This is a genomic window from Streptomyces sp. NPDC051907 (assembly GCF_040681075.1).
Taxonomy (GTDB): domain Bacteria; phylum Actinomycetota; class Actinomycetes; order Streptomycetales; family Streptomycetaceae; genus Streptomyces.
In genome coordinates, this window is record NZ_JBFAYB010000001.1 from 208,584 (window position 1) to 230,681 (window position 22,098).

Below are 22,098 nucleotides of genomic sequence, written 5' to 3' on the forward strand. Positions count from 1 at the left end.
TTTGTGCAGGCGCTCGGCTGGGGTCTCCCAGCCGAGCGTTTCGCGTAGGCGGCCGTTGAGTCCGGCGGCGACGGCGTCGAGGTGTTCGCACGTATGGAGCGGACAGATCGGCGCCCTTGCGGAAGCTCGCCGCCCGGGGCCGTACTGCGTCGTACGCGTCAGATGACCGGCGAGGAGGGCCCGCCGGGGTCCGAGGGGCTGGTCCCCGGCGCGCTGCTGCTCGACATGGGGGCGCTGGACGAGCTGGCGGGGCCGCTGGCGGAGGTCTCGCTCCCCGGCGAGCTCGGAGTCGTCGACGGACTGGGCGTCGTCGTCGGCGGCGTGGTCGGCGGGGTCGTGGGCGGCGTGGTCGGCGGCCTGCTCGTCGTCGGCGGCTTCGTCGTCGGGGGCTTGGTCGTCGTCGGAGGCTTCGTCTTCGTCGGCTTCCCGCCCGGCGTCGACGCGCTCGGCGAGGTCGTGGCGCCCGGCGTCGAGGCAGCGCCCGGGGACGTGCTCGCGCCCGGCGTCGGCGAGCCCGGGTCCTTCGGGTCCTTGGGCTCGGCGCCCGGGCCGCGGTCGGGGGTGTCGCTGGAGTCGGCGGCCGGCTCGTCGGCGTTCAGGCCGTCCTGGGAGCCGTCCTCGTTGGCCGACTGGCCGTTTCTGACCTTGCCGCCCGGCGGGTTCTCCTGGTCCGAGGTCGCGCCCAGCGTGACCACCGTGCCGAGCACGGCGGCGAGCAGCGCTCCGGCGCCGGCGGCGACCAGGTTGCGGCGGGCCCCGCCGAGCAGGGCGCGGCGCCCCGAGGGCTTCGAGGAGTCCGTCGAGGGCTCCTGGCGGCTGATGACCGTCGGGGCCTCCTCCGCGTGCCTGGAGGGCAGCACGGACTGGCCGAGGCCGGCCAGCGGCACGGCCGCCGCGTTGCCCCGGCCCGGCGAGGCCGACTCCTCGTACCGCGCGGCGGGCACTTCCTCGCCCGCCGGGGTGCGTCCGCCGAGCAGCGGGCCGCCGGCGCGGTCCGCGACGAGCGCGAGCGCCCGGCGTCCGGCGACGGTGCCGCTCTTGTCGGCGAGCGCGCCGCGCATGCCGATGGAGGCTTCCAGCTCGGCGCGCGCCCGGTCGAGGTTGCCGTTGCAGAGCGCGAGGACGCCCAGCTCGTGGTGGAAGTACGCCTCCTCGGCGACCTCTCCCGCTATTCGGGCGGCCTCCGAGCCGGCCCGCAGGACTCGCTCCCAGGCGCCCCAGTGCAGGCCCGCCGCGAGGGCGGGCGCGGCGCTGCGGGCCAGCAGCACGGCCGCGCTGTGGTGCCCGGCCTCACGGCCGGGGACGAGCGCGCTGAGCGCCGCGAGGATCGCGTCCGACTCGGCGACCGCGCGCTCGGGGGTGACCGAGGGGTGGGAGGCCCACCAGGCGTAGTGCTGGGCGGCGGTGTGGGCGTGCGCGGTCGCGTCCTGGGCGTAGCCCTTCTCCGTCAGCTGCGCGATCACTCCGGCCGCCAGCCGGTAGCGTCCGCCGACCGGGGAGAGCAGTCCGCAGCCCATCAGCTCGCCGAGCGCGGCGTCCGCGTGGGTGTCGCCGACGAGCGCCGGCAGGTGCGCCTGGTGCGGGACCTCGCCGCCGAGGGCCACGGCGAAGCGCAGGGTGTCGCGCGCGGACTCGCTCAGCCGGGAGGCGAGGAGCGCGGCGGGCGCGGCCCCCTCCCCCAGCGTCGGGAGCGGCACTTCGCCGCCCTCGGCCGCGTCGAAGGGGGCGTACGCGGCGAACGCCTCGGGGTCCTCGCGCAGCGCGTCGCACTGCCGCAGCAGCGCGCCCGCCTGGACGAAGCGCAGCGGCAGTCCCTCGGACTCGAACCAGAGGTCGCCCGCCCAGTTCGTCTCGTCCTCGCTCAGCGGGCGGTCGACGGTGCGCTGGAGCAGCTCCAGGGAGGCGCCGCGGCCCAGCCCCGCGAGGAGGACCTCTTCGAGGTGGGACTCGGCCGCGGGCGCGGCGACGTCGGGGGTGGCGGCGACCAGGAACGCGCACTCGGGCGCGGCGTCCAGCAGCTCGCTCAGGGCGGCGCCGCCGAACTCCAGGTCGTCGAGGAGGACGATGGCGCCGATGTCGCGGACGAAGCCCAGCAGGGCGAGCCGGTCGGGCCGGTGGTTCGGGGCGCTGTGGACGGCCGCGAAGAGCTCGTAGAGCAGCTCGGTGGGCGTGCGGCCGCCGCCGCTGAGCCGTACGACGCCGTCGGGCGCGAGCTCCGCGCACTCCTCGGCGACCACGTCGAGCAGGGCGCTGCGCCCGGAGCCGGCGGGTCCGGTCAGGCGCACCGAGCGGCCGCGGCCCAACAGCCGCACCAGGCGCTCGCGCTCCTCGTCGCGCTCCAGCAGCGCGGGCCGCGGCGAGGCGGGGCCCGCCGGGACGGGCGGCTGGGCGGCCCGGGCGCGCTCGACGCGTTCGGCGGCGCTGTGCCTGGCCGGCCGCGCGGGCTGGTCGCCCGGCGGGCAGGGCTCGATCTCGCTGCCGTCGACGGGGTTGACGGTCAGCAGGAAGTCGCCCGACACGAGCTGCACGGTGCGGGCGAGCGCGGGCGCGGACTGTCCGAAGTCCGGCGTGACGGCGTCACGCGGCGGCCGCGCCTGTCCCGCGGCGTCGCCGAAGCTGTCGTTGTCCATGGTCAAAGCCCCCCAGATGCGCGGCACGTGCCGCTGGGTCTTTCAATTCGGCAGGCGACCGAACCCTAGACCTTCGCTCAGTATCTCGGAACGGGCGGGGCGCCGCCCCGCCCGTGACGTCACAGTCCGGTGAGGATTGTGAGCGTCGTACGGTTCACACCCGGGGGAGCGATTCGGCCGCGATACCGCCTTCGATGGCGAGGATGCGGTGGAGCCTGGTCGCCACCAGCAGTCGCTGCATCTGCGGCGGCACACCGCGCAGCACCAGCCGCCGGCCGCACCGGCCGGCTCTGCGGTGCGCGCCCATGATGACCCCGAGCCCGGTGGCGTCCCAGGAGTCGAGGTGAGTGAGGTCGAGCACCAGGTCGCCGACTCCGTCGTCGACGGCGGTGTGCAGGACCGTACGGGCGTCCGCCGCGCTGCGGACGTCGAGGCGGCCCCCGACGACCAGCTCGGCGTGGTCGCCCCTGATGTGCATATGCGCTCCCCAAGAGTGCTTTGATGCCGTATGTGTCAGTGCCTGTGCCTGTGCGTCTGGTTCTGTCCGTCCGGCTGTCGGCTGTCCGACTTCTGTCTTGCAACAACTGACTGCCTCGTGGGCGGCACAGTTGCTGTTTGTAAGCGAACCGATACCGAATTCACTCCTGCGAGTGAGGTCATATCGGTCGTTGCCGGTCAGGTCGCCGGTCAGTACGTGTAGAAGCCTTGCCCGCTCTTGCGGCCGATGTCACCGGCGTCCACCATCCGGCGCATCAGCTCCGGCGGCGCGAACTTCTCGTCCTGGCACTCGGTGTAGATGTTGCCGGTGGCGTGCAGCAGGATGTCCACGCCGGTCAGGTCCGCGGTCGCGAGCGGGCCCATGGCGTGGCCGAAGCCGAGCTTGCAGGCGACGTCGATGTCCTCGGCGGAGGCGACGCCCGATTCGTACAGTTTGGCGGCCTCGACGACGAGCGCCGAGATCAGCCGGGTGGTGACGAAGCCGGCGACGTCGCGGTTGACGACGATGCAGGTCTTGCCGACGGACTCGGCGAACTCCCGGGTCCTGGCGAGCGTTTCGTCGCTGGTCTTGTAGCCGCGCACCAGCTCGCACAGCTGCATCATCGGGACCGGCGAGAAGAAGTGCGCGCCGACAACCCGCTCCGGACGCTCCGTCACAGCCGCGATCTTGGTGATCGGGATGGCGGAGGTGTTGGAGGCGAGGACGGCGTCGTCCCGTACGAGCTTGTCGAGCGCGCGGAAGATCTCGTGCTTGACCTCGAGCTTCTCGAAGACCGCCTCGACGACGATGTCCGCGTCCGCGACGGCGTCCAGGTCGGTGGTGGTCGTGATGCGCGCCAACGCCGCTTCGGCGTCGGAGGCTTCGAGCCTGCCCTTGGAGACGAACTTGTCAAAGGACGCCTTGATGCCGTCCTTGCCGCGCGTCAGGGCCTCGTCGGTGACGTCGCGCAGGACGACGTCCCAGCCCGCCTGGGCCGAGACCTGCGCGATGCCGGACCCCATGAGTCCGGCTCCGATGACGGCGAGCTTCCTGGCCACTGCGGCACCCCTTAACACGCGTTTACATATTCGCTCTCTGGCGGAGGTTAGCGGCAGTGAGGCGCGCTGTGGCGGCGAAGAGATGCGCGTCACGTCTCAGATGACGGACATCACACTGGTACGGCCCATCAAGCGTCGCGGACCGCGTACTTGAGCACCTTCTCCCCCAGCAGCTCCTCCATGTCGTCGAGGAGGACCAGGGTCTCGCGGGAGACCTCCGAAGGGCTGCGACCAGCCACCATCTGGCGTCCGATCCAGGCCATGACCGTGTCCTGGACCCAGGAGAGCTGCCCGGCGACGAGGACGGGGAGGGTGTCGTCGGGCCCCGCGCCGGTCTCCTGGCGGAGCGTCTCCTCGAGGTTCTCCAGGGCCTCGTGCTGGATGTGCCAGAGGCGGGAGCGCAGGGTGTGCGCGCCATGGACGACCGTCAGGAAGCGGTCGTAACCCGACATCAGACCCACCGAGGGCGATACCGCCTCGACTTGCTCGCGCAGTTCGCGCAGCACGGCCTCGGCGGCCGACTCCCCGGGTGCGCGTCCGCGCACGAAGCGGGAGAGCCGGTGGACGATGCCGGAGCTGCGGTCGAAGAAGAGGTCCTCCTTGGCGGGGAAGTAGTTGTAGACGGTGTTGACGGAGACGTCGGCGGCCTGGGCGATCTCCGCGATGGTCACCGCGTCGAATCCGCGCTCCAGGAACAGGCCCGTGGCCGTGTCCGAGATGTGCTGCCTGGTCTGCCGCTTCTTCCGCTCTCTCAGTCCCTCAGCCATGGCTTCATCCTAGCTTTCATGGTCTCGATGAAAACTTGGAGTCGTTGCAAAATTTAAGAGACTCTGTTTTTCTGGGGCCATGGCAATCATCAGCACCGCCGGCCTCGCCCGGACGTTCCAGACCAGGAACGGACCGGTCGAGGCCGTGCGCGGCATAGACCTGACCGTCCGCCCCGGCGAGATCCTCGGCTTCCTCGGCCCCAACGGCGCGGGCAAGACCACCACCCTCCGGATGCTCACCACCCTTCTGCCGCCCACCGGCGGCGCCGCCACGGTCGCGGGCCACGACCTCGTGAAGGACCCGGCGGCTGTACGGGCCAAGATCGGGTACGTCGCCCAGTCCGGCGGAGTCGACCCGAGCGAGACCGTGCGCGACGAGCTGGTCGTGCAGGGGCGGCTCTACCGGCTGTCCCGGTCCGAAGCGGTCGCCCGCGCCGAGGAGTTGGCGCGCGACCTCGGCCTGGTCGACGTCCTCGACCGCAAGACCGCCGCGCTCTCCGGCGGGCAGCGGCGCAGGCTCGACATCGCGATGGGCCTCGCCCACCGGCCCGAGGTGCTGTTCCTCGACGAGCCGACGACCGGTCTCGACCCGGGCAGCCGGGCGGATCTCTGGGAGCTCGTGCGCCGGCTGCGGGACGCCCACGGCACCACGGTCTTCCTGACCACCCACTACCTCGACGAGGCCGACGCGCTCTCCGACCGGCTGGTGATCGTCGACCGCGGCGCGGTCGTCGCGGAGGGCGCCCCGGCCGCGCTCAAGGCCGAGCACGGCTGCACGACCCTCCAGGACGCCTTCCTCGCGATCACCGGTCGCGGCCCCGCGCCCGTCGACACCGCTCCCGTAGCTGTTTAGGACCGAGCCGCTTAGGACCCCGCCATGCTGTTGCACGACACCGCGATCGTCTTCGGGCGGTACGCCCGCCAGACCCTGCGCTCCCCGTTCCAGATCCTCTTCGGCGTCCTGATGCCGCTGCTCTATCTGCTGTTCTTCGGTCCCCTGCTCACCGATGTGCCGCTGGGCGCGCGGGGCGACTCCTGGCAGGTCCTCGTACCGGGCCTGCTCCTCCAGCTCGGCCTCTTCGGCGCCTCGTTCGCCGGCTTCACGATCATCATGGAGAAGAACTGGGGCGTGGTGGAGCGGATGCGGGTGACCCCCGCGAGCCGGCTGGCGCTCATGCTCGGCCGGGTCCTGCGCGACGCCGCGCTCTTCGTCTTCCAGGCGGTGCTGCTGGTGCTGGCCGCGCTGGCGATGGGGCTGCGGGCGCCGGTGGGCGGCATCCTGATCGGCTTCGCCTTCGTGGCGCTGCTGACGTTCGCGCTGGCCGCGCTCTCCTACGCGCTGGCGCTGCGGCTCCGCACCCCGCAGGAGTTCGGCCCGGCGGTCAACGCGCTCGCCATGCCGTCGATGCTGCTGTCCGGGCTGATGCTGCCGATGACGCTGGCGCCGGGCTGGCTGGACGTCCTCTCGCACTTCATGCCGTTCCGCTATCTGGTGGACGCGATGCGGGACGCGTATGTGGGCGCGTACACGACGACGGCCATGCTGTACGGGGTGCTGGTCGCCGTGGGCCTGGCGGCGCTGGCCGTGACGGTGGGCACACGGACCTACCGGCGGGCCGGAGCGTAACTACGCTGGTCGCATGGTCAATCTGACGCGCATCTACACCCGCACCGGCGACCAGGGCACGACGGCCCTGGGCGACATGAGCCGCACCGCCAAGACCGATCTGCGTATCGCCGCGTACGCCGACGCCAACGAGGCCAACGCGGTGCTCGGCACGGCCGTCGCACTGGGGCAGCTGCCCGAGGAGGTCGTGAAGGTCCTCGTCCGCGTGCAGAACGACCTGTTCGACGTGGGCGCGGACCTGGCGACGCCGGTGGTCGAGAACCCCGAGTACCCGCCGCTGCGGGTCGAGCAGTTCTACATCGACAAGCTGGAGGCGGACTGCGACCGCTTCAACGAGGAGCTGGAGAAGCTGCGGAGCTTCATCCTGCCGGGCGGCACGCCGGGCGCGGCGCTGCTCCACCAGGCGTGCACGGTCGTACGGCGGGCCGAGCGCTCGACCTGGGCGGCGCTGGAGGTACACGCGGAGGTCATGAACCCGCTCACCGCGACGTACCTCAACCGCCTCTCCGACCTGCTCTTCATTCTGGCGAGGACGGCGAACAAGGAGGTCGGGGACGTGCTCTGGGTCCCCGGCGGAGACCGCTAGACCCCGACCCCGGCCACGCCCCTGCCGGGGGTCCGGGGGTCGCCCCCCGGGGGATGCAGCATTCTGGCGAGGACGGCGAACAAGGAGCTCGGGGACGTGCTCTGGGTACCGGGCGGAGAACGCTAGACCCGACTCCGGGGCGGTGACCGCCCGGCCGGGTCCTCACCGCTTGGTGAGGGACCGGTCGGCGCACGACTCCTCGTCGGGGAGGGACTGGGCCCGCTCCACCCGGACGGGCTCGGTCTCGGTCGGCGCCTGCTTCGGGAACAGCGTGTACCAGCCGCCGATCACCACGTTGAGGCCGATCACGAAGTACATCTTCTGCTGCCACATGCGCAGCGTCGCGGTGTCGCCGTCGCCGCCCACGTACCAGATCGCCGCCTGGAGCAGGAACGTCGCGACCACCGCGGCGACGATCCACCGCCCCGCCGTCCTCCACTCGTGGATCATGCGGCCCTTGCCGTACTTCGGCGGCTTGACCGGCGCGGGGGCGCCCCCGAAGCGGTGCGCGACCCGGGCGTCGACCCACTTGATGGTGGAGTGACCCAGGCCCACGGTGAAGCCGATGTAGACGGCGGCGAGGCCGTGCTTCCAGTCCGGCTCGGCGCCGTTCTTGAGGTCGATCGCCGTCACGACGAGGAGCACGATCTCCAGCAGCGGCTCCATCAGCAGCACGGCCGCGCCGAGCTTCGGCTTCTTGGCGATGTAGCGCAGCGCCAGTCCCCCGGCCAGCAGCACCCAGAAGCCGACTTCGCAGGCGACGATGAGCGTGACGATCACGGCTGTCTCCCTTCCTTCTCCTCAAGGCTCCCGTCCGCTCGGCCGTCTTTCGTCGTCGTCGGTGACGAAGTGGCACTGCATCCTTCGATGTAGCCGCTCCTCACCCGGGGCGTGGACGCTCACGCGGCGCCCGCCGTGTTTGATGGTTCCGTGACCGCTATCCCCCGCCCGCACCGCGACGACGTGCTGCTCGCCGTGGCCGGCGTCCTCGGCGGCCTGTTCCTCTACCTCATCGGTCTGGACAGCCACGGCAGCTCCGACTTCGGCTGGCGCACGCGCTGGCTGGCCCTGCTGCCGTTGGCCGTGCTCAGCGCGGCGGCGCTGCTGCGCCGATCCATGCCCCGCACGGCTCTGGGGATCGGCATCCTGATGGTGGCCGCCGACCAGTTCACGGTCGGCAGCATCGCCTCCATCGTCCTGTTCACCGACCTGGTGTACGCGGCCGTGCTCTACGGCACCCCGGCCGCCTCCCGTCGCATCCCGGCCGTGTGCGTGGCGCTCTCGGTCGCCGCGACCGCCACTGGTCTGGTCCTCCTGGACACCCCGGAGGCCGTGCTCTTCGGTCTGCTCGTGGCGATGGTGACGGTGGCCCCGGCCGGGACCGGGGTGAGCGTGCGCATCCACCGCGACGCCGCCGAGGCGGCGCGGCTGCGCGCCCGCCAGACCCAGCTGCTCGCGGAGATCGACCGCACGCAGGCGGTGACGGCCGAGCGCGCCCGGATGGCCCGCGAGCTGCACGACATGGTCGCCAACCATCTCTCGGCCATCGCCATCCACTCCACCGCCGCGCTCTCCATCGGCGACCCGAAGACGGCGACGGACGCGCTCTCGGTCATCCGCGAGAACAGCGTCGACGGCCTCGCGGAGATGCGCCGGCTCATCGGGCTGCTGCGGGACAGCGGCGGCCAGGCGCCCGCGGCCGCGCCGACGCTGGCGGGCGTGGACGCGCTGCTGGCACAGGCGCGGACCAACGGGGCGGGCAGCGGTCTGGAGTTCACGCTGGAAGACGCCCGCGAGGAGGGGCTCCAGCTGCCCGCGCCGGTGGAGATGGCCGCGTACCGCATCGTCCAGGAGTCGCTGACCAACGCCCTCAAGCACGCCGCGCCCGGGGTGGTCGCCGTCGCCCTGGAGCAGGACGAGCGCACGCTGCGGGTGCGGATCGCCAGTGCCTACGGGGACGGGCACGGCGAGCGGCCGGGGCCGCGCGCCCCCGGCTCCGGGGCAGGTCTGATCGGCATGCGCGAGCGCGTGGCGCTGCTGGAGGGGACGTTCGAGGCGGGGCCGGTCGGCGCGGCGGACGGCACGAAGATCTGGCAGGTACGGGCGGAGCTGCCCGTCGAGGAAGGGAACGGCACTGCATGACGATCCGGGTACTGGTCGCCGAGGACCAGAGCGCCGTGCGCGCCGGTCTGGTCCTCATCCTGCGCAGCGCGCCGGAGATCGAGGTCGTGGGCGAGGCGGCGGACGGCGAGGAGGCGGTGCGCCTGGCCCGCGAACTACGGCCGGATCTGGTGCTGATGGACGTGCAGATGCCTCGTCTCGACGGGGTGTCGGCGACCCGGCAGGTGGTCGGCGAGGGCCTCGCCGACGTCCTGGTGCTGACCACGTTCGATCTGGACGAGTACGTCTTCGGGGCGCTGCGGGCGGGGGCGGCCGGCTTTCTGCTGAAGAACACGGACGCGAAGGACCTGCTGGACGCGGTGCGGACGGTGGCGCGCGGCGAGGGGCTGATCGCCCCGGCCGTCACCCGCCGGCTGATCGCCGAGTTCGCTGCGCCCGGGCCCGTACGGTCCGAGAACGCGCCGGACCCCGCGGTCCTCGACGTGCTGACCCGCCGTGAGCGCGAGGTGCTCTCCTGCCTCGGCCAGGGTCTTTCGAACGCCGAGATCGCGGTGGCGCTCGCGATGGCGGAGGCCACGGTGAAGACCCATGTGAGCCGGCTGCTGGGCAAGCTGGAGCTGCGCAGCCGGGTCCAGGCGGCGGTCCTGGCGCAGGAGTTGGGGGTCTGAGCGAGAGCCGGGCGGCTTTGGTCTGGACCTATTGACGATTGGTCCAGACCTTCCTACTCTCACGGCACACGCTGCGGTGAGCTGTCGCAGGGTGCGCACTGCACGGACCACCCCGATCGTCCGTCCGCAACTCGAGGAGCACCCTTGAGAACCCGAATCCCCCTGCATCGAAGAGAGTTCAGCTCCAGAGCCGTCGCGGGACTGACCGCGCTGCTGCTCCCCCTGGCCGCCATGGTCGGCCTCGCCACCCCCGCCGAGGCGGCCGCCTCGGCCACCGCCACCTATGCCAAGGTCTCCGACTGGGGCAGCGGCTTCGAGGGCAAGTGGACGGTGAAGAACACCGGAACGACCGCCCTCAGCTCCTGGACCGTCGAGTGGGACTTCCCCTCCGGCACCGCCGTCGCCTCCGCGTGGGACGCGGACGTGACGAGCTCCGGCGCCCACTGGACCGCCAAGAACAAGAGCTGGAACGGATCCCTCTCCCCCGGCGCGAGCGTCACGTTCGGCTTCAACGGCACCGGCTCCGGTGCGCCCTCCGGCTGCAAGCTCAACGGCGGCTCCTGCGACGGCGGAAGCCTCCCCGGCGACAACCCGCCCTCCGCCCCCGGCGCCCCCACCGCCTCCGGCGTCACCGACACCTCGGTGAAGCTGACCTGGACCGCGGCTGCCGACGACAAGGGCGTCAAGAACTACGACGTCCTGCGCGACGGCACGACCGTCGCCACCGTCGCCGGCACGACGCACACCGACACCGGGCTGAGCGCCGGCGCCGACTACACGTACACCGTCAAGGCGCGCGACACCGCCGACCAGACCGGCCCGCAGAGCGCCGCGGTCTCCGTGCGCACCACCGGCGGCGGCCCGGGCCCCGACCCCGGCAGCAGGGTCAAGCTCGGCTACTTCACCGAGTGGGGCGTCTACGGCCGCAACTACCATGTGAAGAACCTGGTCACCAGCGGGTCCGCGGCGAAGATCACCCACATCAACTACGCCTTCGGCAACGTCCAGAACGGCCGCTGCACGGTCGGCGAGACCTTCCCTGCATACGAGAAGGCCTACACCGCCGACCAGAGCGTCGACGGCGTCGCCGACACCTGGGACCAGCCGCTGCGCGGCAACTTCAACCAGCTGAAGAAGCTCAAGGCGAAGTACCCGCATATCAAGGTGCTCTGGTCGTTCGGCGGCTGGACCTGGTCCGGCGGCTTCGGCCAGGCCGTGCAGAACCCGACGGCCTTCGCCCAGTCCTGCTACGACCTGCTCAACGACTCCCGCTGGGCCGGTCTGTTCGACGGCATCGACCTGGACTGGGAGTACCCCAACGCCTGCGGTCTGTCCTGCGACACGAGCGGCCCCGCCGCGTTCAAGAACATGATGCAGGCGATGCGCGCCAAGTTCGGCGGCAAGCTGGTCACCGCGGCCATCACCGCCGACGCCTCGAACGGCGGCAAGATCGACGCGGCCGACTACGCGGGGGCGGCGCAGTACGTCGACTTCTACAACGTGATGACGTACGACTTCTTCGGCGCCTGGGCCGCACAGGGCCCGACCGCCCCGCACTCCCCGCTCACCTCCTACTCCGGCATCCCGCAGCAGGGCTTCAACTCGGACGCGGCCATCGTGAAGCTCAAGGCCAAGGGCGTCCCGGGCAGCAAGCTGAACCTGGGCATCGGCTTCTACGGCCGCGGCTGGACCGGTGTGACCCAGTCCGCGCCCGGCGGCACGGCCACCGGACCAGCGCCCGGAAAGTACGAGCAGGGCATCGACGACTACAAGGAGCTGAAGGGAAAGTGCCCCGCCACCGGCACGGTCGCGGGCACGGCGTACGCGCACTGCGGCAGCCAGTGGTGGAGCTATGACACCCCGGCGACCATCAGCGGCAAGATGAACTATGTGAAGAACCAGGGCCTCAAGGGCGCGTTCTTCTGGGAGTTCAGCGGGGACACGGCGAGCGGCGAACTGGCGAACGCCGTCAGCGCGGGTCTGCAGTAGCAGAGCGGAGCCCGGGAGAGCGACTCTCCCGGGCTCCGTCATGTCCTCTGCGGGCCGACCCTGTAGGCACAGGGAACTCAGGCCACATTCACCCTCTGCCCGGGAGGCGCCGCCTCCAGCCAGGCCAGGAAACCGGTCAGCGCGTCCTCGCTCATCGCCAGCTCCAGCCGCGTGCCGCGGTGCACACAGCCGAGCACCACCGCGTCCGAGAGCAGCGCCAGCTCCTCCTCGCCCTCGGGAGTGCGGCGCGCGACCACCTCGATCGCGGAGCGCTCCAGCACGCGGCGCGGGCGAAGGGCGTACGAGAAGACCCGGAACCACTCGATCCGGTCACCGCTGTAGCGGGCCACGCCATAGACCCAGCCCTTGCCGGAGAGATCGGTCTCCTCCGGAACGTTCCAGCGCAGACTGCAGTCGAAGGTGCCGCCCGAGCGCTGGATCAGCCGCCGGCGCAGCCCGAAGACGAACAGCCCGATCACTACCAGTGCGACGACCAGGCCGCCCACAAGAAGAGCGAGGAACATCTCCACCGACCTCCTCGCATCGTCCAGTAAACGGGATACCGCTCGTACCTTCACCTGCATTGCCTCAGCCGCGGCACGGTCTGGAGAAGTCCAGCTCGGGCCGCGGCTGAGTCGAAAACTGTCGGCGGGGCGGCTAGCGCACCGCCACCGCGCGCAGACGGACGTCGGCGCGCCGCTCGGCGGCGGCGTCGGAATCCGACTGCGCACGCTCCAGCGCACGCTCGGCGCGCTGGGCGTCGATCTCGTCCGCCAGCTCGGCGATCTCCGCCAGCAGCGAGAGCTTGTTGTCCGCGAACGAGATGAAACCGCCGTGGACAGCAGCGACGACGGTCCCGCCCTCACTCGTACGGATGGTCACCGGGCCCGATTCCAGCACACCGAGAAGCGGCTGGTGACCGGGCATGACGCCGATGTCGCCGGACGTGGTGCGCGCGACGACCAGGGTGGCCTCGCCGGACCAGACACTGCGGTCCGCGGCGACCAGCTCGACGTGCAGCTCAGCAGCCAAGGTTGGCTCCTCGGGTCACCACCCGGCGGTTCTGCCGGGTGTTGGGTCATAAGTCTAATAGCGAGCTCGGCGCCGAGGCGCCGGGGCCCTGTCCCCGGCTGAATACCGGGGGTCCCGGGGGTGTCCCCCCAGGGGTGAAGCGGGGCGCGGAGAAGGGGGCGGGACGGCGCCCGCCCCCTTCCCTGAGTCACGGGACTCAGGAGACGCCGAGCTCCTTGGCGTTGGCCTTGAGGTCCTCGAGGCCACCGCACATGAAGAACGCCTGCTCGGGGAAGTGGTCGTACTCACCGTCGCAGATCGCGTTGAACGCGGCGATCGACTCGTCGAGCGGAACGTCCGAACCGTCCACGCCGGTGAACTGCTTCGCCGCGTGGGTGTTCTGGGACAGGAAGCGCTCGACACGACGGGCACGGTGGACAACGAGCTTGTCCTCCTCGCCCAGCTCGTCGATACCGAGAATCGCGATGATGTCCTGGAGGTCCTTGTACTTCTGCAGGATTCCCTTGACGCGCGTGGCGGCGTCGTAGTGCTCCTGCGTGATGTAGCGCGGGTCCAGGATGCGGGACGTGGAGTCCAGCGGGTCCACGGCCGGGTAGATGCCCTTCTCGGAGATCGGACGGGAGAGAACCGTCGTCGCGTCGAGGTGGGCGAACGTGGTGGCCGGGGCCGGGTCGGTCAGGTCGTCCGCGGGGACGTAGATCGCCTGCATCGAGGTGATCGAGTGACCGCGGGTCGAGGTGATGCGCTCCTGGAGGAGACCCATCTCGTCGGCCAGGTTCGGCTGGTAGCCCACCGCGGAGGGCATACGGCCGAGCAGGGTCGACACCTCGGAACCGGCCTGGGTGAACCGGAAGATGTTGTCGATGAAGAAGAGCACGTCCTGCTTCTGCACATCGCGGAAGTACTCCGCCATGGTCAGACCGGCCAGGGCGACGCGCAGACGGGTGCCCGGGGGCTCGTCCATCTGGCCGAAGACCAGCGCGGTCTTGTCCAGAACGCCGGCTTCCTCCATCTCGACCATGAGGTCGTTGCCCTCACGGGTGCGCTCGCCGACGCCCGCGAAGACCGAGACACCGTCGTGCAGCTTGGCCACACGAACGATCATTTCCTGGATCAGAACGGTCTTGCCGACACCGGCTCCACCGAACAGACCGATCTTTCCACCCTTGACGTACGGGGTGAGAAGGTCGACGACCTTCAGGCCGGTCTCGAACATCTCGGTCTTCGACTCGAGGTCCGCGAAGGCCGGGGCCTTGCGGTGGATCGCCCAGCGCTCGGCGTCGGCGACCGTGGAGGCGTCGTCGTTGAGCACGTGACCCAGCGTGTTGAACACGCGGCCCTTGGTGACGTCGCCGACGGGCACGGTGATGCCGTTGCCGGTGTTCGTCACGGGGGCCTGGCGGACCAGGCCGTCGGTGGGCTGCATCGAGATGGTGCGGACGAGGCCCTCGCCGAGGTGCTGTGCGACCTCGAGCGTCAGGGTCTTCTTGGCGCCGTCCTCAGCCGGGTCTGCGACCTCGACGTGAAGGGCGTTGTAGATCTCCGGCATCGCGTCGACGGGGAACTCCACGTCGACGACCGGGCCGATGACCCGGGCGACGCGGCCCGTGGCTGCGGCCGTCTCAACAGTGGTCGTCATTACTTGTCACTCCCCGCGGTCGCGTCGGCCAGGGCGCTCGCGCCACCGACGATCTCGCTGATTTCCTGGGTGATTTCGGCCTGGCGGGCCGCGTTGGCAAGTCGGGAGAGCGTGTTGATCAGCTCGCCCGCGTTGTCGGTCGCCGACTTCATCGCGCGGCGGGTGGCGGCGTGCTTGGAAGCAGCCGACTGCAGCAGCGCGTTGTAGATGCGGCTCTCGACGTACCGGGGCAGCAGGACGTCCAGGACGTCCTCCGCCGACGGCTCGAAGTCGTACAGCGGGCGCAGCTCGTCCTTGTCGCCCGCCTCCTTCGCGACCTCGTCGAGGCTCAGCGGGAGCAGCCGGGAATCGACTGCCTCCTGCGTCATCATCGAGACGAATTCGGTGTAGACGATGTGGAGCTCGTCCACGCCGCCCTCCGAGGTCGCCAGGTCGATGGCCGCGATCAGCGGACCGGCGATCTTCTTGGCGTCCGCGTACGACGGCTCGTCCGTGAATCCGGTCCACGAGTCGGCCAGCTTGCGCTCGCGGAAGTTGTAGTGCGCGATACCGCGGCGGCCGACGACGAACGTGTCGACCTCCTTGCCCTCGCGCTCCAACTTCGCGGTCAGCTTCTCCGCGGCCTTGATGGCGTTGGAGTTGAAGGCGCCGGCCAGGCCGCGGTCGCTGGTAAGCAGCAGGACCGCAGCACGGGTCGGGTTCTCCGCCTCGGTGGTCAGCGGGTGCTTGTCGTTCGCACCCGTGGCCACCGCGGTGACCGCGCGCGTCAGCTCGGTCGCGTACGGCGTCGACGCCTGCACCTTGCGCTGGGCCTTGACCACGCGCGAGGCGGCGATCATCTCCATCGCTTTGGTGATCTTCTTCGTCGCCGTGACGGATCGGATGCGACGCTTGTAGACCCGGAGCTGGGCTCCCATGAGTCAGGTCCCTTCCGTCGTCACTTGGAGACGTTGACGGCGGCCGGGGCGTCCTCGCCGAGCAGCTTGCCGTCGGAGGTCTCGAACTGCTTCTTGAACGCCGCGATCGCGTCGCCCACGGCCTGGAGCGTGTCGTCGGAGAGCTTGCCGCCCTCGCGGATGGAGCGCATCAGGCCCTGCTCGTTCTGGTGCAGGTAGCCGAGGAGCTCACGCTCGAAGCGGCGGATGTCGCCGACCGGGACGTCGTCCATCTTGCCGGTGGTGCCGGCCCAGACGGAGACGACCTGGTTCTCGGTGGGCATCGGCTCGTACTGAGCCTGCTTCAGCAGCTCGACCATGCGCTGACCGCGCTCCAGCTGCGACTTCGACGCGGCGTCCAGGTCGGAGCCGAAAGCGGCGAACGCCTCGAGCTCGCGGAACTGGGCCAGGTCGACGCGGAGCCGGCCGGAGATCTGCTTCATGGCCTTGTGCTGGGCCGAGCCGCCGACGCGGGAGACCGAGATACCGACGTTCAGGGCCGGACGCTGGCCGGCGTTGAACAGGTCGGACTCCAGGAAGCACTGGCCGTCGGTGATGGAGATGACGTTGGTCGGGATGAACGCCGACACGTCGTTGGCCTTGGTCTCGACGATCGGCAGACCCGTCATCGAGCCCTTGCCCATCTCGTCGGAGAGCTTGGCGCAGCGCTCCAGCAGACGCGAGTGCAGGTAGAAGACGTCGCCCGGGTAGGCCTCGCGGCCCGGCGGACGGCGCAGCAGCAGCGACACGGCGCGGTAGGCGTCGGCCTGCTTGGACAGGTCGTCGAAGACGATCAGGACGTGCTTGCCCTGGTACATCCAGTGCTGGCCGATGGCGGAGCCGGTGTACGGCGCCAGGTACTTGAAGCCGGCCGGGTCGGACGCCGGGGCGGCGACGATCGTCGTGTACTCGAGCGCGCCGGCCTCTTCCAGGGCGCCGCGCACGGACGCGATGGTGGAGCCCTTCTGGCCGATGGCGACGTAGATGCAGCGCACCTGCTTGTTCACGTCGCCCGAGCGCCAGTTGTCGCGCTGGTTGATGATCGTGTCGACGGCCAGAGCGGTCTTGCCGGTCTGCCGGTCGCCGATGATCAGCTGACGCTGGCCACGGCCGATCGGGGTCATGGCGTCGACGGCCTTGTAGCCGGTCTCCATCGGCTCGTGGACCGACTTGCGCTGCATGACGCCGGGCGCCTGCAGCTCGAGGGCGCGGCGGCCCTCGGTCTCGATCTCGCCGAGGCCGTCGATCGGGTTGCCGAGCGGGTCGACGACGCGACCCAGGTATCCCTCGCCTACGGCGACGGACAGGACCTCGCCGGTACGGGTGACCGACTGACCCTCCTCGATACCGCTGAACTCGCCGAGGACGATCGCACCGATCTCGCGCTCCTCGAGGTTCAGGGCGAGACCAAGGGTGCCGTCCTCGAACTTCAGCAGCTCGTTCGCCATGGCCGAGGGCAGACCCTCGACCTTCGCGACGCCGTCGCCGGCCATGCTGACCGTGCCGACCTCCTCGCGCGAGGCCGCGTCCGGCTTGTACGACTGGACAAAGTTCTCCAGCGCGTCCCGGATCTCCTCCGGCCGGATCGTGAGCTCCGCCATCTGGGTTCCCTGCTCTCCTTGTTGGGCCCGAAGTTTCTTAAGGGGTCTGGGGGCCGACCCCCAGGAATCTTCTGCAATCTCTGCACGGCCCAACCGGGCCGCTCGTACTGGTCCTGCTTGTTCTGTTGTGCGCGGCCTGTCAGCCGGCGATACGACGGGTCGCCTCTGCGAGACGGTCCGCGATCGTGCCGGTGATGACCTCGTCGCCGACGCGCACCGAGATCCCGCCGAGGACCTCGGGGTCCACGTCCAGGTTCAGATGCATCTGGCGGCCGTAGAGCCTCGCCAGTACGCCGCCGAGGCGCTGCTTCTGCTGGTCGGTGAGCGGTACCGCCGACACGACGACCGCCACCGTCCGGTCCCTGCGCGCCGCAGCGAGCTTGGACAGGGAGTCGAGTCCCTGTTCCAGGCTACGTCCCCGCGGCACGGTGACCAGACGGACGACCAGTCGCACGGTGACCGGGTTGGCCTTGCCGCCGAGCAGGCTGGTGACCAGCTCGCCCTTGGCGGCGCGGGTGGCCGTCTTGTCGGTCAGCGCGGCCCGCAGGTCCGCGTTGGACGCGACGATCCGGCCGAACCGGAACAGCTCGTCCTCGACGTCGTCGAGCGCGCCGGCCTTCTGGGCCGCGCTGAGGTCGGCGGTGGCCGCCAGCTCCTCGAGCGCGTCCACCAGGTCGCGCGACTGCGACCAGCGGGCACGGACCATGCCGGAGACCAGGTCGGCACTCTCGCCGCTGACCTGACCGCCGAGGAGCCGCGCGGCCAGCTCGGCCTTCGCCTCGCCTGCCTGCGCCGGGTCGGTCAGGACCCGACGCAGCGACACCTCGCGGTTGAGCAGCTCGGTGACGGCGGCCAGCTCCTCAGCGAGCTTCGCGGCGTCGACCGAGGTGTTGTCGGTCAGCGCGTCGAGGGACTCACGTGCGGCAGCCAGCGCCTCGCGGCTCGCTCCGTTCATCGCGCGGCCTCGGCCTTCTCCTCGAGCTCGTCGAGGAAGCGGTCGATCACACGGCTCTGTCGGGCCTGGTCCTCGAGGGACTCGCCGACGAGCTTGCCGGCCAGGTCGGTGGCGAGCTTGCCCACGTCCTGGCGGAGCGCCGAGGACGCGGCCTTGCGGTCCGCCTCGATCTGGGCGTGGCCGGCAGCGATGATCTCCTCGCGCTGCCGCTGGCCTTCCGCCTTCATCTCCTGGATGATCGCGGCGCCCTGCTCGGTCGCCTCCTGGCGCATCCGGGCGGCCTCGTGGCGGGCCTCGGCGAGCTGAGCCTTGTACTGCTCGAGCACGCTCTCGGCCTCGATCTTGGCCGCGTCGGCCTTCTCGATGCCACCCTCGATGGCCTCACGGCGCTCTTCCAGAACCTTGTTGATGTTCGGGAGGAGCTTCTTGGCGAGGAAACCGAAGACGATGACGAAGGCGATCAGGCCGATGACGAGCTCGTCGGGATGCGGGATGAGCGGAGGCTGCTCCTCCGCCGCTGCCGCAAGGAACAGAGCGTTCACATCAGTGCCTTCCGTGAAAAGAGTTGGGCTGTCCAGTCGGCTTACTTGTAGACGAAGCCCATGACGATGCCGATGAGGGCGAGCGCCTCACAGAAGGCGAAACCCATGATCTGGTTGGTGCGGATCAGGCCGGCCGCCTCAGGCTGACGGGCCAGGGCCTGGGTGCCGTTACCGAAGATGATGCCGACGCCGACGCCGGGGCCGATGGCGGCGAGGCCGTAGCCGATCGCGGAGACGTTGCCGGAGACAGTGTTCTCGGCGGCGAGGGTCTGGAGAACGGACATGCCGGATCTTCCTTCTCTTTCAAGGACCCGGTGGGGGTTGGCCACCGGACGTCTGGTTGGGGTTGAGCGAATGGGGCTTGGCTCAGTGGTGCTCGGCGAGCGCGCCCTGGATGTAGCTGGAGGCCAGGAGGACGAAGACGTACGCCTGGACGGCCTGGATGAAGAGCTCGAACGCGGTCATCACCAGGACCATGACGAAGGAGGCGCCGGCGTAGACGAAGCCGAGTCCGTTCATCAAGTACCAAGTGGCGATGGTGAACATCACGATCAGCAGGTGGCCCGCGAACATGTTCGCGAAGAGCCGGACCGCGTGTGTGAACGGCCGGATGATCAGGTTCGAGAAGAACTCCAGGACGACGACCAGCGGAAGAATGGCGCCGAGTTCCTTGTTGTACCCGGTGATGTTCTTCCAGCCGCCGACGAAGCCGTGCTTCTTGAAGGTCAGGCTGACCCAGAGCACGTACACGATCAGGGCGAGCGCCGCCGGGAACGCGATGAGCGAAGTCACCGGGAACTGGGCGAGCGGAATGATCGACCAGAGGTTGAGAATCCAGACGAAGAAGAAGAGCGACACCATCAGCGGGACGTACTTCTCACCGTCCTTCTTGCCAATGATCTCGTAGACGATTCCACGGCGGACGAAGTCGTAGCCGGCTTCGCCGACCATCTGCATCTTGCCCGGCACCAGCTTCGGCTTGTTGAAAGCCGCCCAGAAGAAACCGACGACCACGACGGTGCCGAGCAGAGCGAGCAGCATCGGCTTGCTGAACTCGAAGCCGCCCACCGTGAAGAGGGGCTCATACATGAAGGTGTGGAGGCCGGGAGCTTCGAAGCCACACCCTGGAATGAGGAGGTGACACTTCGCGTCGAAGGCGAGCATCTGGGGGTCAGCACTCACCGCGGGCTCCTTCAGCGTGGCGCATAGGTACGGCAACCTCGTTGTGTCGGCGCGGCGCGCAGCCGCGGTTCGGCACTGGACTGGTGTTACGGATGTGGGGGCGGCTGTCAGGCATTGAGCCTCGCGATCGGACAGGCGTCAGCTCAGATGCCCGCGCCCGCAGTGCCGCAGTTGGCACCGGACGATAGCAGGATCCCGATCGGGCATTTATCCCGGCCCTACCCCTCACGTCGGCGACCCGGCCTTCTCGGACTTCTCAGCCTTGACCGAGTCGGGGTCGACGTAGAGGATCTTGGCCTTCATATACGCACGCGCCTGCGCGGCGACCCAGACGATGGTCGCCGCGAGCAGCGTGAAGGCGAAGGCCTTGGGGTTGAACAGGGTGGTGTCCTTGAACGCTGCCATGAAGACGAAGAGCAGCAGCAGCTGAGCCGTGTAGAGCATCAGCCCCATGGCCTGGAACAGCTGCGGAAGCGATTTGGCCGTCCGCTGGAGCACGACCATGCCGATCCCCATGAAGAGCATGACCACCAAGGTGCCGACCACGGCTCCGAGCGCCCCCTTGCCACCGGCGACGACCCCGCTGACCACCGCGGCGACGACGCCTGCGGCAGCGGTGGGTACGGCGGTCTGAAGGAGAGTGCGGGCGTCGTTGGACGGCATGGCGGCAGCTCCGCTTGCTGGTGGGGGCAGTGGTGTCGTCATGGACGAGCGTAATCCCGGTCCGAGTTGTGCCTCGGGGCCAAGGAACCGTCGCACTACGGTCCTTCGGCTCTGTCTCCGGGTCTCGTGAACGGTATCACAAACTATTTGATGAGGTCTTTACCCAGGGAGTGTGCCAACCATCACACATGAGAGTGACCCCGCGCGTGTGTGCAGCCCGGGAAGCCGCTTTGTCTGGTAATGGGGCTCATGTCCGGGCGGATCAACCGCGGGTGCCGGCCTTGCGTCGGTCCGGGAAGCGCGAACGGGGGCCGATCGCTGTCGCCCCGTTGACGCCCGCGGGCACCGGGGTGCGCTCGGGGATCCCCTCCGCGCGCGGCTCCTGGCCCTCGTACGACAGCGCGGGCGCGGGCTCCGCCCGGCGGACCCTGCGGCGGCGGTAGCGGGGCGGCACGAACGCCTCGGCCCAGTGCGGGGCGCGCGGGGTGAAGCGCGGCAGCAGCAGGAGCACCAGGCCCACCGCGCTCAGCACGACGATGACGAGCACGATCCACATCGACGCCGAGTGCACCGAGTACGCGACGACGCCGAAGGCGATCAGCGCCGACCAGAAGTACATGATCAGGACAGCGCGGCTGTGCGAATGCCCGATCTCCAGCAGCCGGTGGTGCAGATGCCCGCGGTCGGCGGCGAACGGCGACTGCCCCTTCCAGGTGCGCCGGACGATCGCGAGCACCAGGTCGGCGACCGGGATCGCGATGATCGTCAGCGGCAGCAGCAGCGGGATGAAGACCGGCAGCGCCGCGTGCGTGGCCTCGCGGGTGCTGCCCTCGAAGATCTTCAGGGCGTCCGGGTCCACCTGCCCGGTCACCGAGATCGCGGCCGCGGCGAGCACCAGGCCGATCAGCATCGAGCCGGAGTCGCCCATGAAGATCCGCGCGGGATGCATGTTGTGCGGCAGGAAGCCCAGGCACATGCCCATCAGGATCGCGGTGAACAGGGTCGCCGGCGCGGCCGCCTCGATCATGTACCCGAACCAGATGCGGTACGAGTAGAGGAAGAACGCGGCGGCGGCGATGCAGACCATGCCGGCGGCCAGGCCGTCGAGGCCGTCGACGAAGTTCACGGCGTTGATGGTGATGACGACCAGGGCGACGGTCAGCAGGGTGCCCTGCCAGGAGGTCAGCGAGACGGTGCCGACGCCGGGCACGGGGATCCACAGGATCGTCAGACCCTGCATGACCATCACGCCCGCGGCGATCATCTGGCCGCCCAGCTTGATCAGGGCGTCGATCTCGAACTTGTCGTCCAGGACGCCGATGATCCAGATCAGGGCCGCGCCGGAGAGCAGCGCACGCGGTTCGTTGGACAGCTCGAAGACGCTGTTGAGGTTCTGCAGATGGTCGGCGACGAGCAGTCCGGCGCACAGTCCGAAGAACATGGCGATGCCGCCGAGTCTCGGCGTCGGCTCGCGGTGCACATCGCGGGCGCGGATCTCGGGCATCGCACCGGTCGCGATGGCGAACTTGCGCACCGGCCCGGTGAGCAGATAGGTCACCGCGGCCGTGACGCAGAGCGTCAGCAGGTAATCACGCACGGGCTGCCCCACAGGAATCGCTGGCCAT

General features: G+C 69.9%; 22 protein-coding genes. 6 read left to right on the forward strand and 16 right to left on the reverse strand.

The annotated features are described in order from the left end of the window. Positions 1-158: 158 nt before the first annotated feature. The 4 genes from AB0M39_RS00850 to AB0M39_RS00865 form a co-directional block, all read right to left on the reverse strand. Entirely contained in the window at positions 159-2,630 is a 2,472-nt protein-coding gene (locus tag AB0M39_RS00850) for an ATP-binding protein (protein WP_365358652.1), read from the reverse strand. 154 nt (positions 2,631-2,784) lie between these two features. Beyond that, on the reverse strand, positions 2,785-3,108 hold the full coding sequence (locus AB0M39_RS00855; RefSeq protein WP_365358654.1) for an STAS domain-containing protein: 324 nt from the start codon (positions 3,106-3,108) through the stop codon (positions 2,785-2,787). A gap of 209 nt (positions 3,109-3,317) precedes the next feature. Further along, complete coding sequence (locus AB0M39_RS00860; RefSeq protein WP_365358656.1) at positions 3,318-4,166, reverse strand: 3-hydroxyacyl-CoA dehydrogenase family protein; 849 nt, start codon at positions 4,164-4,166, stop codon at positions 3,318-3,320. Between the two features lie 128 nt (positions 4,167-4,294). Further along, positions 4,295-4,933 (reverse strand): TetR/AcrR family transcriptional regulator, encoded by a 639-nt coding sequence (locus tag AB0M39_RS00865; protein WP_365358658.1) that lies wholly within the window; start codon positions 4,931-4,933, stop codon positions 4,295-4,297. Between the two features lie 79 nt (positions 4,934-5,012). Here AB0M39_RS00865 and AB0M39_RS00870 point away from each other — a divergent pair, with 79 nt between their 5' ends. The 3 genes from AB0M39_RS00870 to AB0M39_RS00880 are packed head-to-tail and all read left to right on the forward strand — an operon-like array spanning position 5,013 to position 7,146. Beyond that, complete coding sequence (locus tag AB0M39_RS00870; protein ID WP_365358660.1) at positions 5,013-5,786, forward strand: ATP-binding cassette domain-containing protein; 774 nt, start codon at positions 5,013-5,015, stop codon at positions 5,784-5,786. A 24-nt stretch (positions 5,787-5,810) separates the two neighbouring features. After that, positions 5,811-6,560, forward strand: a complete 750-nt coding sequence (locus tag AB0M39_RS00875) for an ABC transporter permease (RefSeq protein ID WP_365358662.1) — start codon at positions 5,811-5,813, stop codon at positions 6,558-6,560. A 13-nt stretch (positions 6,561-6,573) separates the two neighbouring features. After that, positions 6,574-7,146, forward strand: a complete 573-nt coding sequence (locus tag AB0M39_RS00880; RefSeq protein WP_365358664.1) for a cob(I)yrinic acid a,c-diamide adenosyltransferase — start codon at positions 6,574-6,576, stop codon at positions 7,144-7,146. Between the two features lie 162 nt (positions 7,147-7,308). On the opposite strand, the gene AB0M39_RS00885 is transcribed toward AB0M39_RS00880, so the two are convergent. After that, the gene (locus tag AB0M39_RS00885; RefSeq protein ID WP_365358666.1) at positions 7,309-7,926 is read right to left on the reverse strand and encodes a hypothetical protein; all 618 of its coding nucleotides are present in this window, start codon (positions 7,924-7,926) and stop codon (positions 7,309-7,311) included. A 150-nt stretch (positions 7,927-8,076) separates the two neighbouring features. Here AB0M39_RS00885 and AB0M39_RS00890 point away from each other — a divergent pair, with 150 nt between their 5' ends. The 3 genes from AB0M39_RS00890 (at position 8,077) to AB0M39_RS00900 (ending at position 11,924) form a co-directional block, all read left to right on the forward strand. Continuing rightward, complete coding sequence (locus AB0M39_RS00890) at positions 8,077-9,288, forward strand: histidine kinase (protein WP_365358668.1); 1,212 nt, start codon at positions 8,077-8,079, stop codon at positions 9,286-9,288. Further along, positions 9,285-9,935: a response regulator transcription factor gene (locus AB0M39_RS00895; protein ID WP_365358670.1), complete on the forward strand. Its 651-nt coding sequence runs from the start codon at positions 9,285-9,287 to the stop codon at positions 9,933-9,935. Before AB0M39_RS00890 ends, AB0M39_RS00895 begins: the two co-directional genes overlap by 4 nt. Positions 9,936-10,079: 144 nt before the next feature. Beyond that, positions 10,080-11,924, forward strand: a complete 1,845-nt coding sequence (locus tag AB0M39_RS00900; RefSeq protein WP_365358672.1) for a glycoside hydrolase family 18 chitinase — start codon at positions 10,080-10,082, stop codon at positions 11,922-11,924. 77 nt (positions 11,925-12,001) lie between these two features. Here AB0M39_RS00900 and AB0M39_RS00905 read toward each other — a convergent pair whose 3' ends face one another. The 11 genes from AB0M39_RS00905 to AB0M39_RS00955 form a co-directional block, all read right to left on the reverse strand. After that, a complete protein-coding gene (locus AB0M39_RS00905) occupies positions 12,002-12,448 on the reverse strand; it encodes a DUF2550 domain-containing protein (protein ID WP_365358674.1) in 447 nt (148 codons plus the stop codon). 133 nt (positions 12,449-12,581) lie between these two features. Beyond that, the gene (locus AB0M39_RS00910; protein ID WP_365358676.1) at positions 12,582-12,956 is read right to left on the reverse strand and encodes a F0F1 ATP synthase subunit epsilon; all 375 of its coding nucleotides are present in this window, start codon (positions 12,954-12,956) and stop codon (positions 12,582-12,584) included. A 196-nt stretch (positions 12,957-13,152) separates the two neighbouring features. After that, the gene (gene atpD / locus AB0M39_RS00915; RefSeq protein WP_365358678.1) at positions 13,153-14,595 is read right to left on the reverse strand and encodes a F0F1 ATP synthase subunit beta; all 1,443 of its coding nucleotides are present in this window, start codon (positions 14,593-14,595) and stop codon (positions 13,153-13,155) included. Further along, the gene (locus tag AB0M39_RS00920; RefSeq protein WP_365358680.1) at positions 14,595-15,512 is read right to left on the reverse strand and encodes a F0F1 ATP synthase subunit gamma; all 918 of its coding nucleotides are present in this window, start codon (positions 15,510-15,512) and stop codon (positions 14,595-14,597) included. Before AB0M39_RS00920 ends, atpD begins: the two co-directional genes overlap by 1 nt. 20 nt (positions 15,513-15,532) lie before the next feature. After that, positions 15,533-17,131, reverse strand: a complete 1,599-nt coding sequence (gene atpA / locus AB0M39_RS00925) for a F0F1 ATP synthase subunit alpha (protein WP_365358682.1) — start codon at positions 17,129-17,131, stop codon at positions 15,533-15,535. A gap of 139 nt (positions 17,132-17,270) precedes the next feature. Beyond that, positions 17,271-18,086 (reverse strand): F0F1 ATP synthase subunit delta, encoded by an 816-nt coding sequence (locus AB0M39_RS00930; RefSeq protein ID WP_365358684.1) that lies wholly within the window; start codon positions 18,084-18,086, stop codon positions 17,271-17,273. After that, positions 18,083-18,628 carry a F0F1 ATP synthase subunit B gene (locus tag AB0M39_RS00935; protein ID WP_365358686.1) on the reverse strand — a complete coding sequence of 182 codons (546 nt, stop codon included), beginning with the start codon at positions 18,626-18,628 and terminating at the stop codon, positions 18,083-18,085. Before AB0M39_RS00935 ends, AB0M39_RS00930 begins: the two co-directional genes overlap by 4 nt. Positions 18,629-18,669: 41 nt before the next feature. Then, positions 18,670-18,912, reverse strand: a complete 243-nt coding sequence (atpE, locus tag AB0M39_RS00940) for an ATP synthase F0 subunit C (RefSeq protein ID WP_365358688.1) — start codon at positions 18,910-18,912, stop codon at positions 18,670-18,672. Between the two features lie 82 nt (positions 18,913-18,994). Next, positions 18,995-19,810, reverse strand: coding sequence for a F0F1 ATP synthase subunit A (gene atpB / locus AB0M39_RS00945; RefSeq protein WP_365358690.1), 816 nt, complete (start codon positions 19,808-19,810; stop codon positions 18,995-18,997). A 225-nt stretch (positions 19,811-20,035) separates the two neighbouring features. Next, positions 20,036-20,473: a hypothetical protein gene (locus AB0M39_RS00950; RefSeq protein WP_365358692.1), complete on the reverse strand. Its 438-nt coding sequence runs from the start codon at positions 20,471-20,473 to the stop codon at positions 20,036-20,038. Between the two features lie 262 nt (positions 20,474-20,735). Then, positions 20,736-22,070: an MraY family glycosyltransferase gene (locus AB0M39_RS00955; protein WP_365358694.1), complete on the reverse strand. Its 1,335-nt coding sequence runs from the start codon at positions 22,068-22,070 to the stop codon at positions 20,736-20,738. Between the last annotated feature and the right edge of the window lie 28 nt (positions 22,071-22,098).